The sequence below is a fragment of the Colwellia sp. MT41 genome (assembly GCF_001444365.1).
Taxonomy (GTDB): Bacteria; Pseudomonadota; Gammaproteobacteria; order Enterobacterales; family Alteromonadaceae; genus Colwellia; species Colwellia marinimaniae.
The window spans coordinates 2,459,490-2,473,028 of the sequence record NZ_CP013145.1; the positions used below are offsets into that span (position 1 = coordinate 2,459,490).

Annotated in this window: 12 protein-coding genes; 2 read left to right on the forward strand and 10 right to left on the reverse strand. The window is 41.6% G+C overall.

Going from position 1 to position 13,539, the window contains the following annotated elements:
- Nucleotides 1-12 precede the first annotated feature (12 nt).
- A complete protein-coding gene (locus tag CMT41_RS10495) occupies nt 13-300 on the forward strand; it encodes a DUF1244 domain-containing protein (RefSeq protein ID WP_058027216.1) in 288 nt (95 codons plus the stop codon).
- A 110-nt stretch (nt 301-410) separates the two neighbouring features.
- Here the strand turns inward: CMT41_RS10495 and CMT41_RS10500 are convergent, their stop codons facing one another.
- The 7 genes from CMT41_RS10500 to CMT41_RS10530 form a co-directional block, all read right to left on the reverse strand.
- Complete coding sequence (locus CMT41_RS10500; RefSeq protein ID WP_058028207.1) at nt 411-1,142, reverse strand: pseudouridine synthase; 732 nt, start codon at nt 1,140-1,142, stop codon at nt 411-413.
- Nucleotides 1,143-1,265: 123 nt separating this feature from the next.
- A complete protein-coding gene (locus tag CMT41_RS10505; protein WP_058027217.1) occupies nt 1,266-2,417 on the reverse strand; it encodes a cupin domain-containing protein in 1,152 nt (383 codons plus the stop codon).
- A gap of 118 nt (nt 2,418-2,535) precedes the next feature.
- On the reverse strand, nt 2,536-3,372 hold the full coding sequence (gene kdsB, locus CMT41_RS10510; protein WP_057181250.1) for a 3-deoxy-manno-octulosonate cytidylyltransferase: 837 nt from the start codon (nt 3,370-3,372) through the stop codon (nt 2,536-2,538).
- A gap of 2 nt (nt 3,373-3,374) precedes the next feature.
- Nucleotides 3,375-3,572 (reverse strand): Trm112 family protein, encoded by a 198-nt coding sequence (locus CMT41_RS10515; RefSeq protein WP_057181251.1) that lies wholly within the window; start codon nt 3,570-3,572, stop codon nt 3,375-3,377.
- A 54-nt stretch (nt 3,573-3,626) separates the two neighbouring features.
- The gene (gene lpxK, locus CMT41_RS10520; protein ID WP_058027218.1) at nt 3,627-4,634 is read right to left on the reverse strand and encodes a tetraacyldisaccharide 4'-kinase; all 1,008 of its coding nucleotides are present in this window, start codon (nt 4,632-4,634) and stop codon (nt 3,627-3,629) included.
- Nucleotides 4,635-4,646: 12 nt separating this feature from the next.
- Nucleotides 4,647-6,458, reverse strand: coding sequence for a lipid A export permease/ATP-binding protein MsbA (msbA, locus tag CMT41_RS10525; protein ID WP_083494267.1), 1,812 nt, complete (start codon nt 6,456-6,458; stop codon nt 4,647-4,649).
- Nucleotides 6,459-7,213: 755 nt separating this feature from the next.
- Complete coding sequence (locus CMT41_RS10530) at nt 7,214-9,853, reverse strand: DNA internalization-related competence protein ComEC/Rec2 (protein ID WP_058027219.1); 2,640 nt, start codon at nt 9,851-9,853, stop codon at nt 7,214-7,216.
- 173 nt (nt 9,854-10,026) lie between these two features.
- On the opposite strand from CMT41_RS10530, the gene CMT41_RS10535 reads away from it, so the two are divergent.
- Entirely contained in the window at nt 10,027-10,536 is a 510-nt protein-coding gene (locus CMT41_RS10535; RefSeq protein ID WP_057181254.1) for a DUF2062 domain-containing protein, read from the forward strand.
- A 93-nt stretch (nt 10,537-10,629) separates the two neighbouring features.
- Here the strand turns inward: CMT41_RS10535 and ruvB are convergent, their stop codons facing one another.
- The 3 genes from ruvB to ruvC all read right to left on the reverse strand — a co-directional run bounded on the left by ruvB (nt 10,630) and on the right by ruvC (nt 13,074).
- Nucleotides 10,630-11,640 (reverse strand): Holliday junction branch migration DNA helicase RuvB, encoded by a 1,011-nt coding sequence (gene ruvB, locus CMT41_RS10540; protein WP_057181255.1) that lies wholly within the window; start codon nt 11,638-11,640, stop codon nt 10,630-10,632.
- Nucleotides 11,641-11,787: 147 nt separating this feature from the next.
- Complete coding sequence (ruvA, locus tag CMT41_RS10545) at nt 11,788-12,426, reverse strand: Holliday junction branch migration protein RuvA (RefSeq protein ID WP_058027220.1); 639 nt, start codon at nt 12,424-12,426, stop codon at nt 11,788-11,790.
- 120 nt (nt 12,427-12,546) lie between these two features.
- Nucleotides 12,547-13,074: a crossover junction endodeoxyribonuclease RuvC gene (ruvC, locus tag CMT41_RS10550; RefSeq protein ID WP_058027221.1), complete on the reverse strand. Its 528-nt coding sequence runs from the start codon at nt 13,072-13,074 to the stop codon at nt 12,547-12,549.
- Nucleotides 13,075-13,539 lie beyond the last annotated feature (465 nt).

Genomic DNA, 13,539 nt, shown 5'->3' on the forward strand with positions numbered 1-13,539 from the left:
AAGGTTAGCAACATGGATAAAGAAATAGAAATTCAAGCAGCGGTATTTCGCCGTTTACTTGCCCATTTAGATTCACGAAAAGACGTACAAAACATTGAGTTAATGAACTTAGCGGGTTTTTGCCGTAATTGTTTTAGCAAATGGACGGTAAGTGAAGCTGAGAAGTTAGGTGTTGATGTTGATCTAGATACGGCCCGTGAACAGGTTTACGGCATGCCTTACAGTGAATGGAAAGAGAAACATCAATTGCCGGCAACGGACGAGCAAATGGCTAAGTTTAATGAGCTAAATAAAAAATAGTCATTAGCTGCTAGCAAAGTGAGTGGCTAAATCACCGAGCTAGTTTCCCAGCACGTTATCCCTGTTTATTGCCCAACATCTTATCTGAAGAAAAAACACCAGCTGCTGGGTTATGAAAACAGGGCTATTTCATCTGGGCTTAATGCGCGCCACTCACCTGGCGCTAAATCACCCAGTACTATTTTCCCTATTTGCTCTCGGTGTAGACCCACTACCCTATTACCGACCGCGGCAAACATACGCTTAACTTGATGATATTTACCCTCGGTAATGGTCAGTAATACTTCACTTTTATAACACTGTTCATCAAGTAAGTCCTCTTCGGCGACCCGCGTTAAGATAGCCGGTCGAGTTAGTGAGTCTTCGCCTTGTAGCTGCAAGCCTTGCGCAAACTTAGTCACTAAAACCGCTAACTTATCATCGTCAATAGCATTTCGTAACCATACCCGGTAAGTCTTTTGGCATTGTTTTTTCGGCGAGATAACATTATGCGACCAACGGCCATCATCGGTGAGCAAGACTAAACCTGTGGTATCGGCATCTAAACGCCCGGCGATATGCAAATCAAAGGCCTTATCGACCTCAATAAAATTGAGCACCGATGGATAGCCTTCATCAACATTTGAGCAAATGCTGTCGACAACTTTATGTAGAATATAATAGCGTGAGCCACGTGCAGTGAGCTGTTGGCCATCAATGGTAACAGTATTATTTTCATGGACTTGCATAGCGGCATTTTTAGCAACGTCACCATTAACCCGCACTTCCCCGCTTTTTAGTACTTTTTTAGCTTCGGTTCGGGTCAGTTCAGTACTTTTACAAATAAATTTATCTAGGCGCATAATCTGAATCAGGCTATTAAAATAATAAAGAAAAGCGCCATTATCCGCAATGTTGCTCAACAAGCAATAACTAATATCACTTTGTTGTTAACTGGGGAAAATATGGCGCCTTTAACTGCGGTTTTACTCGACTTCGGCCAAATACCAATAACCTTGGTTAAGCAGTTCAGTGGCAAGTTCAACAAAGGCGGCATTATGACTCCATTCACTGAGATCGTCAGGCAATAGCATCACCTTATCGCAAAGCAGTTTCACGCCATTGGCTATTTCGGCCGAAAAAGCCAATTCTGTGCCATTGATATAACACAAGCCTTGCTCAATGGTATCTTCAAAGTAGAAAGCACGTAAGCCGCCTAAACGTTTAATAGCATGGCTATTAAGTAAGTTACTCACTTCAGTCAGCTCAAACGGTTCATCGGGTAATAAAACATCGAGATCATGTTTAGCCGTGGTTAAAAACTGGCCGGTAAAGCTTTTAAAGCTAGCATCGTCATCAAGTAACTGCTGAATTTGGCCTTTAATACTGGCGTAATCCTCGTTACTTACTTCGCCACTATGGCTAACAACCTGTCTATTAGGATCCGTTAATAACTGGCTACCTTTTTCATTATCAATTAAATGATCAGCAAAAGCGCTGAGCACACTTACCGCTGAATTAGCGCGGAAACCAATAGAAAAGCTCATCGAGGTGTCAAGGGATATGCCTTCATGAGGAAAGCCTGGCGGAATATACAAGATATCGCCAGGGTTGAGTTCTACGTCGATAATAGCCTCAAAGGGTTCGACATGTAATAAGGATTCATGAGCAGCAAACTCTACATGGTCACCATTATCGCCAACGCGCCAGTGACGTTTACCTGAGCCTTGGCAAATGAAAGTATCATAGTTATCCATGTGTGGACCAACACTGCCGCCTGGCATAGCAAAACTTGCCATTAAATCATCTAGGCGCCAATGGGGCAGAAAACGGAATGCTTCCAGCATTTCAGCCGCTTCTTCAGAGAAGTTATCCAGGGCTTGTACTACTAGTGACCAGTTTTCCTTGCCTAAGTGTTCATAGCTTTCAAAGGGACCAAAATCCGCTTGCCATTGGCCGTCTTTTTTATGAACCAAACGCGACTCTATTTGTTCTTCCATGGCAAGGCCGGCCAATTCGTCCGCAGTAATCGGGTCGACAAAGTCTTTAAACCCTTGGCGAATGACCACGGGCTTTTTTTGCCAGTATTGATCGAGGAATTCTTGTTGAGTCATTTGCTGCAAGTTTAAGCTATACATAGTGTTCTCATTTTTCTCTGTTAGTTATTTTAGCGGTATTAGCGGTATTAGCGTACGCTGACGTTAAGCCACGGACATGACGGAACTTTGGCCATATTGGCCAAGTGCACTGCTAAAATCAGCCTAAGCTTGCGGCATATGCCCGGGCTTTGGCTAAATCATCTGGGGTATCAACACCTTCAACCGGTACATGGCTATTGGCTACCGCCACGTGAATTTTCTCCCCTTGATAAAGCACTCTAAGTTGCTCAAGGGCTTCAACTTGCTCCAATTCACTGGTTGGCCAATTAACATAATCCTTAATAAAACCGGCACGATAAGCATAGATACCGACATGTCTTAGATAAAAATCGCCGATGGCACGAATGTTTTCCTCGGTGCTGGCATTAGCCGTTAAAAAGCGCTCTCTATCATAAGGGATAGTTGCCCGCGAAAAGTATAAGGCATAGCCGTCTTTATCAACTAGTACTTTAACCGCATTGGGGTTAAACGCTTCCTCAACGCTGTCAATCTTAATAGCCAAAGTCGACATACGAGCAACATGACGATTTTGTTGCTGGTTTGCTAAGTTATTGGCTACTTGGGCAATATTTTCTGGGGGAATAAAAGGTTCATCACCTTGCACATTGACGATGATTTCATCATCACTAAACTGGTATTGCTGCATAACTTCAGCCAGGCGCTCAGTGCCCGATTGATGATCGGCACGTGTTTTACACACTTCACCACCAAAGCTGCGCACGACGGCAGCAACTTCATCATTGTCCGTAGCAACAATTACCTTGCTGGCACCACTTAATTTTGCTTTTTCCACAACCCACTGGATCATAGGTTTACCATGAATATCCGCTAACACCTTGCCCGGTAAACGCGAAGATTGGTATCTGGCTGGAATGACCACGATAAAGTCAACCTTGGTTGGCGTATTGTGCGGTGAACCGTCACAAACAGACATGGCTAATTACCTTGCTCTGTTTGCTGGTCAGTTTTAATTTCGCGGGCTTCGCCTTCCAGTAGCACCGGGATATCTTTATCGATGCGATAAGCAAGTCGGTCAAAATGACAAATAAGCTCTTGCGCTGCTTTATCATAATCCAACTTACCTTTACATACTGGACAGGCAAGAATTTCCATTAATTTAGTATCAAAAGCCATGTTAATTTCTCTTTGGTTAATTATTTAATAGATGAACAACGCTTATAGTAACGGCTATAGTAACGCTTTAATTTTATCGGTGAGCAAAGCTCGGTCGACGTCACTAAAGGTGGCGTCAACAGGTAAATACCACCAATGACTCTGACAAAAACCTTGGCATTTAACCGCATCTTTTTCAGTCATTATTAGCGCTATAGTATCATCAAAGTCACTAAAATCAGCTAGAGTGAAACTATGATGGTCAACAAAACTTTGCTGCTTTTTCACGTTAAACTTGTTTATTTTTAGGGTATCAAAAAAACGTTGCGGCGCGCCAATGCCAGCAATAGCATTGACGCTTGGATTTAGCTTAATAAAATCTAGCAACTTAATGCACTGGCCCGATTGCACGTTAGCAACTTCAGTGGCAGCCAAAGTCATTGTTAAAGGTTGACTAGCATTTTTCTTTGCCTTCTTACCATTGTAAATAACTAAATCGCTTGTTGATAAGCGCCACTGTCCTTCTCGTAAAGGACCAGCGGGCAATAATAAACCATTACCAAATAAGCGTTGGCCATCAACAACAATTAATTCAAGGTCACGCTCTAAGCGATAATGCTGCAGGCCATCATCACTAATAATAATGTCGCAGCCTTGAGCAATAAGCAGCTCAGCACTGGCAATACGATCACTACCCACAGCCACAGCGACCTGACAACGTTGTTGAATAAGTACGGGCTCATCACCGGCCTCTACAGCGGTTGACTCGGCGGTAACTAAATAAGGATAATGTGGTGCCTGCCCGCCATAACCACGTGAGATAACCCCTGGAGTTAAACCCAATGAACGGCTAAGTTCAACCAAGTAAATAACCACTGGGGTTTTACCATTACCACCAACACCGATATTACCGACAACAATGACAGGTTTTGTTAATTTCACCGACCGGGCTAAGCCGACTTTAAAGCTAAGTCGTCTTAGGGTACTGAGTAGCCAAAAAAGTCCGGATAAAGGCAGTAATAGCGGTACCAGCAAGTACTTGGCGGGATGGCTGTTAAACCAAACCTTTTCAATTAAGCGCATAACATACCGGCCCTACTCAAACTGAAAACTATGCAATTTCGCATAGACACCTTTTTTCGCTATTAAGCTTTGATGATTACCTTGTTCAACAATTTTACCTTGCTCCATGACAATAATTTTATCGGCATTTTCAATGGTCGATAAACGATGGGCAATCACTATTGAGGTTCGGTTTTTCTGTAAGGCTTGTAAAGCATCTTGGATATGACGTTCTGATTCGGTATCTAGGGCACTGGTCGCTTCATCTAAGATTAAAAAGGGTGCATCACACAACAAAGCACGGGCAATGGCTACGCGTTGTCTTTGCCCACCAGACAGTAAGGCACCATTTTCACCAATATTGGTATCAAGGCCATGTGCCATATCGTCAGCAAATTCCATCACATGAGCACTTTTTGCAGCGGCAAGGATTTCAGCGCCACTTGCCTCAGGTTTACCATAAGCAATATTATTGGACAAGGTATCATTAAACAAGACAACCTGTTGAGATACATAGGAAAATTGCTTACGTAAGTCCTTTAATTTAAACTGTTCAATATTGGTATTATCTATTAAAATCTCGCCACTAGTGGCATCATAGAAGCGCAATAATAATGCACTAGCGGTTGATTTACCACTGCCTGAACGACCAACTAAGGCTAAGGTTTCACCTGGAGCTAGGTCGAAAGTAATATCACTTAAGGCGAGTTTACTCTGTTGCCCTTTTTCACCACCACTTATACTGTGGTTATTGTCATAAGAAAAATCAACATGACTAAAAGACAAGGAGCCTGAAGCTCTTATCAGCGTTTTTTCACCATGGTCTTTTTCTTTTTCCTGATCGAGTATCGAAAAAATACTGACACAAGCTGCCATGCCTTGTTGAAATTCGCTATTGACATTAGTGAGCATTTTCAAGGGTCTTAACAACATAGTCATATAGGTAATAACGCTGACAAAAGTACCTGGCGAGATAGTGTCACTTAAGCTATCAGAAGTGATGGCATAAAAGACAAAAGCTAAAGCAAAAGAAGCGATAACCTGAATAATGGGCACACTAGCCGATTTTGTTGCTTGCATTTTCATGCGTTGCTGACGATTATGTTTATTGATTTTGGCAAAGCGAGCAAACTCCCGTTGCTGACCACCAAAAGTTAATACAACTTTATGGCCATTAAAGGTTTGCTCGGCCACCGTGGTAACCTCCCCCATAGCGCCTTGTATATTTTTACTGACTTTACGAAAACGTTTTGATACCACACTAACAATCACGGCAATAGCGGGGGTTATTAATAAAAATATCAATGATAATTGCCAGCTCATATAAAACATCAAGCCCAATAAACCCAGGACAAAAGCGCTTTGTTGCACCATAACTAAAATAGACTTACTGACCGAATTTAAAACTTGCTCGGTATCGAAGGTTATTTTTGAAATAAGTGCGCCAGTTGATTGTTGATCATGAAAAGCCACCGGCATTGACATGATATGTTCAAAAAGGTTTTGCCTTAAATCGGCAACGACATGATTACCCACCCAAGCGAGGCAATAGTTAGCAATAAAATGGGCGATACCACGAATAATAAAAGCGCAGACGATAAATAAAGGCGCCCACTTCATAAAATCAGCATTTGCCCCCGCAAGACCTTCATCCACTAGGGGTTGTAATTTTGATAAAAAGTAGACGTCAATAGAGGCGTAAGCAAGCATACCAATAATCGCCGCAACAAAACCGCTTTTGTAGGGTTTCGCGTAACTAACCAGACGTTTGAAGTTTTGCCAAGTAGTGGCCGTGCTTGGTGCAATAGTTGAAGGTAAGGCGCTTGTTTTTGCAGATGATGCCATTAGTTCTGATTACTCGAGTAGGTGAATTGCCTAAAGGGAAAATTGATAAACATTAACCATAAATACTTTTATCATAGGTACATGGTCAATACATATACCCATGATACCTCAAAATGCGTGTTTCAGGATACCTGAGCGATTCATGATCAAGGCGCCTCTTTTTATTAAGGGTTATTCCCTTAAAAATAGAGTCAACGATGAGCATTATTTGTTCAGGCATCCCCAAAGGGCTGGTTTAGCAACGCTTTATGTTGCGTTATTGATTTCGACAATAGAATAACTATTTTCTTCAATCAAGGCCTTACCTAAAGGCGTTTCTAATTCCAGCTGAATCCTGCATCTTGAAGTAACATGGGTATATACCCATGATACCTCAAAATGCGTGTTTCAGGATACCTGAGCGATTCATGATCAAGGCGCCTCTTTTTATTAAGGGTTATTCCCTTAAAAATAGAGTCAACGATGAGCATTATTTGTTCAGGCATCCCCAAAGGGCTGGTTTAGCAACGCTTTATGTTGCGTTATTGATTTCGACAATAGAATAACTATTTTCTTCAATCAATGCCTTACCTAAAGGCGTTTCTAATTCCAGCTGAATCCTGCATCTTGAAGTAACATGGGTATATAGTAACGAAATAGTATTTTACCGTGAATCGACGTGACAACCAACAAAAACTATAGCCATAACAATAACAAAGTTAGTGCGCAGGCTATGACCAGACGGCTGAGCTAGCTAAAGTCGCGGGCTAAGGACATTAGCGGCTAAACCAAAATGGCCGTAAATCGTCAACATAGCTCTGTTTACTTATGCCTCCTTCATCGATAGTGACAATGATCTGGCCTAAATCAGCGCTATTTAATAAGACAATATTACCATCAAGATAACGTTGGCTAACACTCGCTACCGGCATATGCCAACGATTTAAGTAACCGGCACTGACTAAGGCAATTTGTGGCGATAACTGACGAAGAAAGGCCTGACTCGATGACGTTTTAGAGCCATGGTGCGGTACTTGTAAGATATCAACACTGAGCTGAGGATAAAGTTTAAGGAGTTGCCGTTCCACTTTTGCGGATATATCTCCAGTCAACAGCAGTTTATTGCCGGTTGAGTCCGTAATTAAAATGACACAAGAATCATCATTTTTTTGCCTGCCAATATTTTTTTTGCCAGCCTTACTGGTTCCATCCGCAGAAGAAATCGGCGTAAGCGGCCATAAGATGTCAAACGCTAAACCTTGCCAAGTAAAACTCTGACTTGGTTGGCACGGTATCAGTGGCGTATTACTCAGGGTTGCCTTAGTGCTAGTTAGATTAATCGTAGCCGGGTTATTGGCAGTGGTAATAGCCATGGTAGCCTTAATGATGCTGGCATCATTACTGATAACTTCATCAATGCTTATATTCTCTAGCAGATTTTTTAACCCTCCAGCATGATCGTTATCACTATGACTTAATATGACTTTATCAAGGGTCTTAATCGCTGAATATTGCAGATATGGCAGTATGACGGCTTCACTGAGGGTAAAACCACTGGGATAAGCCGCGCCAGTATCATATAAAATGGCCCGTTTATTACGTTGTATTAACACAGCTAAGCCCTGACCGACATCAAAAAAAACCACTTGCCAGGGGGTGAAATTAGGGGTTACTGCTAAGACCATGCCATTATCTTGGCCGCTTTGCTCTGCCAGTAACAACGGTACTTGTAACAGTGCCTGACTAACAGGGTGTGACCTTAACATTGCTAAACTTAATACTGAAAAAAGCACTAAAACAAGCACTGAAACAAGCAAGATAGCTATGCCTTGCTTGACTCGCCTAGACCAATAAAAGCATGACAGGTAGAGCATAAAAAAACCTAGTATAGCGAGCAACAAGATAGACATTTGTTGGAAAAATGATAATGGAATAAGGGCATAAGGCTGCTTACTGAGCAGTTCAAGGTAAGACCAAAGCCAAGTTAATGACTGCAACGATATCATCATAAACCATAATGACAATTGTTCACTTAATGGCATCAGCATTACCGATATAAGCGCACTAGGTATACTGACAAAGCTCATCCAAGGCACGGCAATAATATTGGCCAGTAGACTAACCAATGACACCTGCTGAAAAAACAAAGCGCTAATAGGCATTAACATAACCGTTAGCGCTAGTTGAATAACAAAGAGCCCTTTAAAAAAGCGCCACAGTGGTGAGCCTTTAGTTAGCCAAGATTTAAATCGCCATAGCGAAACAAAAATAATAGCCACCGCATAAAAAGATAACCAGAAGCTGGCTGTGAATAAACTAAAGGGGCTGACAATCAATAAAACAAAGACTGTTACTAACATTAGCCGTTTCGCCGATAACTTTATCGCAACTAAACGACTAAACCAGTACAGGTTTAACATGATCAAAGCACGTTGTGTTGGCAAGGAAAAACCCGCCAAATAGGCATATATAGTCGCCAACAAGATACTCATGGCAATGGCAAAATAACGAATATTTAGCCCTTGCCAACGAGAATTTTGCAAAGGCAGATAGTTAAAAAAAAGCATCACTAGAAAAAAGGTGCTACCCGCGAGTAAGCCAATATGTAAACCAGAAATAGCAATAAGGTGACTGGTACCCGTCGCTTGTAGCACCTGCCAATGTTCGGGGTTGAGTAAACTGCGTTCACCAAAAGCTAATGCCAATAAAATAGGGGTAAGTTGATGTGTTGGTGTTAGGCTTTGATATTGCTGAAATAGCTGTTGCCGGATAGTGACATCGGCTACAAGTAACTGATTTTTACTTCCCTGGTTAAAACGTTTTATGCCGTGTTTGCTACTTTTTCTCGGATTAACGACATAACCTGTGGCAACAATCTTGTTAGCCTTAAGCCAGCTTAAGTAATTAAATGTGCCGATATTGGCTAAACCATGGGCAGGCTTGAGCTTAACGTTAAGCATAAGCCTTTGCCCTTGAGCGACAGCTATAGTCGCATTCTGCCAACTTAGCCGGATAATAAAGGGCTCGCTAAGCTGCAGTTGATTTATTTTACTGATACGAAAATTAAAGCGCGTAGTCAAAGCAGTTATTGGTTGAGTTGACGTTGCTGCTATCGTTTCGTTGAGCTTTTCAGTGCTATTAACCTGTAAAGTAAGTACTTGACCCGCAACAACAAATAACTGTTTTTTTTGCATTTTCTCAATCAAATCGCTTGGTAACTGATGATGATAGAGGTAAGCTTGTCCCAAGAGCCAGCAAGCACCAAACCATATCCCAGAGCTAGAACGTAATCTTTTATGGCAATAAAAGCCAATAGCGAGACAAAGAAGTAAAAATAGCTGAAAAATCGCTGGCACTTCCGGCAAAAATAGGGACAATATAGCACCAAGAAAAAATGTCAGTAACCACCAATCCATAGTGATAAAAATCCTTTTATGTTTTGCGGTTAAATTCTGGTGCTAACACCTTGCTGACATTCGCGCTTGCTATACTTAGCTGTTAAGAAGTGTAGTGAATAGAATAGATTAACTAAACAGAGTAAATACATTATTTACCACACTACTTTCTAGTCAGGGACCTATTGACGTATATGCCAAAAAAAACCATTAAACGTATGATGCCAGATCATCAAACGATCAAAGATAACAAATACCTAAAGATTTTTGGCAACTTACTGCACAATGCTAACCTTTGGCATTTAAATCGTCATTCGGTAGCCAAAGCCTTTGCTGTAGGTTTATTTTTTGCTTTTATCCCAGTACCTTTTCAAATGGTATTAGCAGCAGGTGCTGCCATTGTTGTTCATGCGAACTTGCCCTTAGCCATCACTTTAGTATGGCTGACAAATCCTCTCACCATGCCATTTATTTTTTATGCTTGTTACTTAGTGGGTACTTGGGTATTAGCCGAGCCTGAGCAGGCGTTTGCTTTTCAAGCAAATTGGCAATGGGTTATTGATAGTTTATCAACCATAGGGCCAGCCTTTTTAGTTGGCTGTGGTGTCCTTGCCGTTACTTTTTCTATTTTAGGTTATTTCGGTATTCAAGCCTTGTGGCGTTACCAAACTATTAAAGCGTGGAAAAGTCGTCCGCACCGTTAAGTTATCATCGCTATAAATACAAAAATGCCAGCATTACTTTATAGAGAGTAATCTGGCATTTTTAGGCATGATATTTTATAGATAAAAACAGCGCTACTCAACTGGCTCTTTGATAAGGCCAAAGTGTTGATAGGCTCTATCAGTAACAATACGCCCGCGTGGTGTGCGCTGTAAAAAACCTTGCTGAATTAAAAAAGGCTCGATCACATCTTCAATGGTTTCCCGCTCTTCACCAATGGCAGCCGCTACATTATCTAAACCAACCGGCCCACCCATAAACTTATCAATAATAGCGTGTAGTAGCTTTCTATCCATGATATCAAAGCCTTCACTGTCAACTTCGAGCATATCTAAGGCCGCCGCCGCAACGTCTTGGTTAACTATACCGTGAGATTTGACATCGGCATAATCACGTACTCGGCGTAATAAACGGTTAGCAATACGCGGTGTGCCACGCGAGCGGCGCGCCACTTCAAATGCCCCTTGCTCGTCTATGGTTAAATTCAAAAAGTGTGCCGAACGCCGAACAATAGTTGCTAAGTCGGTAACATTATAAAACTCTAGTCGCTGGACAATACCAAATCGATCACGTAATGGTGAGGTTAATGCCCCTGCCCTAGTTGTCGCACCTATCAGGGTAAATGCCGGTAAATCTAATTTAATTGAGCGAGCAGCTGGCCCTTCACCAATCATAATATCTAATTGGTAGTCTTCCATCGCTGGATACAGTATTTCTTCAACCACAGGGCTTAACCGGTGAATTTCATCAATAAATAGAATGTCATTTTCTTCTAGGTTAGTTAATAGCGCGGCTAAATCTCCGGCTTTTTCTAACACAGGTCCTGAGGTAGTACGTATATTCACGCCCATTTCATTGGCAACGATATTGGCTAAGGTGGTTTTACCTAAACCCGGCGGGCCAAAAATAAGCAAATGGTCTAAGGGCTCACCACGATTTTTAGCGGCCGGAATAAAGATTTCCATTTGTGCTTTGATATGCTGTTGACCGGTATAGTCTTTTAGCATTTTAGGGCGAATAGCGCGATCAACCCTTTCATCTTCTACCGATGCAATGGGTTCAATTAAGCGATCTGCTTCTATCATAAATTACCTAAGTTCTAAAGTGTATTAGCGCATCATTAAAATGCGCTAAAGCTAAAAGATTATCAATCTGCCGAGTAAATCATGCTGCTAGTCCTTGCTAGAAAGTACACATGGATTCCCGACTAACTGAGACATCATGGGTAGACATTACACCATTGACTTTAACGCATCGCGAATAATATCTTCACTAGACATGCCGCGATTATATACTGATTTAACCGCTTTATCCGCTTGTACTTGTTTATAACCAAGCGATAACAAGGCATTAATAGCATCCGTTTTATTATCGCTAATAAAGGTAGTCTCTTGGCTAAGATCAGCGGATAACTGCTCGGGTATAACACCATCCTTACTAACTAATTGCACCGGTTGTTGTGCCTGCCAATCTTTTAGACGGTCACGCATTTCAATGAGTAAACGTTCTGCTGTTTTTTTACCGACACCGGGGATTTTTACAATGGCGGCAATATCATCGTGACGAACACAAGCCACAAATTGATCCGCAGACATGTTAGACAATACCGCAAGCGCCAATTTTGGGCCAACACCATTAACTTTTATCAATAAACGAAATAATTTTCGCTCAACCTTATTGGTAAAACCATACAGTAATTGCGCATCTTCACGAACAACAAAATGAGTATAGATAGTCGCTGGTTGCTCAAGTTCAGGTAAGGCATAAATACTGGTCATTGGCATGGTGACTTCATAACCGACACCAGCACATTCAATTAATATTTCAGGGGAGTTTTTTTCGACAAGCGTGCCACGTAAACGACCAATCACAACAAGTACCAAGGACTATTATTAAGGAAATAAATAATACCACTATATATTTATACAGTAAAGCATTCGCTAAGTGATAAAACGCCTTGGCCTTATTTGGCAAAACTCTTATAAAATCATTTAGCGTAAACGTCCTCTCACTGTTTTACTGGCTTGGCCAGCTAATCTGGCAATAGTGGTATGAGTATGAGCATGACATATAGCCACCGCTAAGGCATCAGCCGCATCGGCTTGTGGCGTACCTGGCAGCTTTAACAGAGTTTTTACCATATGCTGTACTTGACTTTTATCTGCTGCACCCGTACCTACTACCGCTTGTTTAATTTGCCTGGCTGAATATTCACTAATGGTTAAACCGGTATTGGTTGCGGCAACGATGGCGGCACCCCGTGCTTGGCCAAGTTTCAGCGCGCCACCTGGGTTTACCCCCATAAAAACTTGTTCAATGGCAAACATGTCTGGTTTAAATTGAATAATTATCTCAGAGATACCGGCAAATATAGTTTGTAGCCGTGAAGCTAACTCATCGCCCTGGCTGAGCGCCTTAATGCAGCCACTGCCCAGATAAGTTAACTGTCGATTTTCTTGTTTGATAACGCCATAGCCGGTAAAACGTGAACCGGGATCAATGCCTAAAATAATTTTCATTCAATACCTTAAAATCAGTTATACCTGTTTCATTAAGTTTGTGCTCTTGTTGTGCATAGGGAAAATATATCAGGGCAAGGCGCTCGATTGAACAATAGCAGGCTATTGGGATTGAGAGCAACGCTGACATGACCTATTTTAACCAACACAAGTAAGCAATAATTTAACATGCCTATGTAGTTTACGCAGGAACTCTTTGTAAACGTCATCTTCGAAGTCTCTGATCGAAGATCCATTGCTCTTTATGCACTGGATCCCCGATTAAAACACCACGGGGATGACGATCCTTAGCCAAGTGCATAGGCATGTAATTTAATGAAATTGGTCTTATACCAAGCAGACTAATTTATTGCTCTGTTTGGTAATAAAGTGTGTAAACAAACTGCGTGTATAAAAAAAGCGTATTGACGGAAAACCCTCAATACGCTTTTTTCGTAACTACTAACCCTTTAATCGTCATCCTCG

What these genes read in the sequence shown, in the direction of transcription:
- msbA (WP_083494267.1), bottom strand. Translation starts at nt 6,458, where the DNA reads ATGGCATCATCTGCAAAAACAAGCGCCTTACCTTCAACTATTGCACCA.
- ruvC (WP_058027221.1), bottom strand. Translation starts at nt 13,074, where the DNA reads ATGAAAATTATTTTAGGCATTGATCCCGGTTCACGTTTTACCGGCTAT.
- CMT41_RS10505 (WP_058027217.1), bottom strand. Translation starts at nt 2,417, where the DNA reads ATGTATAGCTTAAACTTGCAGCAAATGACTCAACAAGAATTCCTCGAT.
- ruvB (WP_057181255.1), bottom strand. Translation starts at nt 11,640, where the DNA reads ATGATAGAAGCAGATCGCTTAATTGAACCCATTGCATCGGTAGAAGAT.
- CMT41_RS10495 (WP_058027216.1), top strand. Translation starts at nt 13, where the DNA reads ATGGATAAAGAAATAGAAATTCAAGCAGCGGTATTTCGCCGTTTACTT.
- lpxK (WP_058027218.1), bottom strand. Translation starts at nt 4,634, where the DNA reads ATGCGCTTAATTGAAAAGGTTTGGTTTAACAGCCATCCCGCCAAGTAC.
- CMT41_RS10530 (WP_058027219.1), bottom strand. Translation starts at nt 9,853, where the DNA reads ATGGATTGGTGGTTACTGACATTTTTTCTTGGTGCTATATTGTCCCTA.
- CMT41_RS10535 (WP_057181254.1), top strand. Translation starts at nt 10,027, where the DNA reads ATGCCAAAAAAAACCATTAAACGTATGATGCCAGATCATCAAACGATC.
- CMT41_RS10515 (WP_057181251.1), bottom strand. Translation starts at nt 3,572, where the DNA reads ATGGCTTTTGATACTAAATTAATGGAAATTCTTGCCTGTCCAGTATGT.
- kdsB (WP_057181250.1), bottom strand. Translation starts at nt 3,372, where the DNA reads ATGTCTGTTTGTGACGGTTCACCGCACAATACGCCAACCAAGGTTGAC.
- CMT41_RS10500 (WP_058028207.1), bottom strand. Translation starts at nt 1,142, where the DNA reads ATGCGCCTAGATAAATTTATTTGTAAAAGTACTGAACTGACCCGAACC.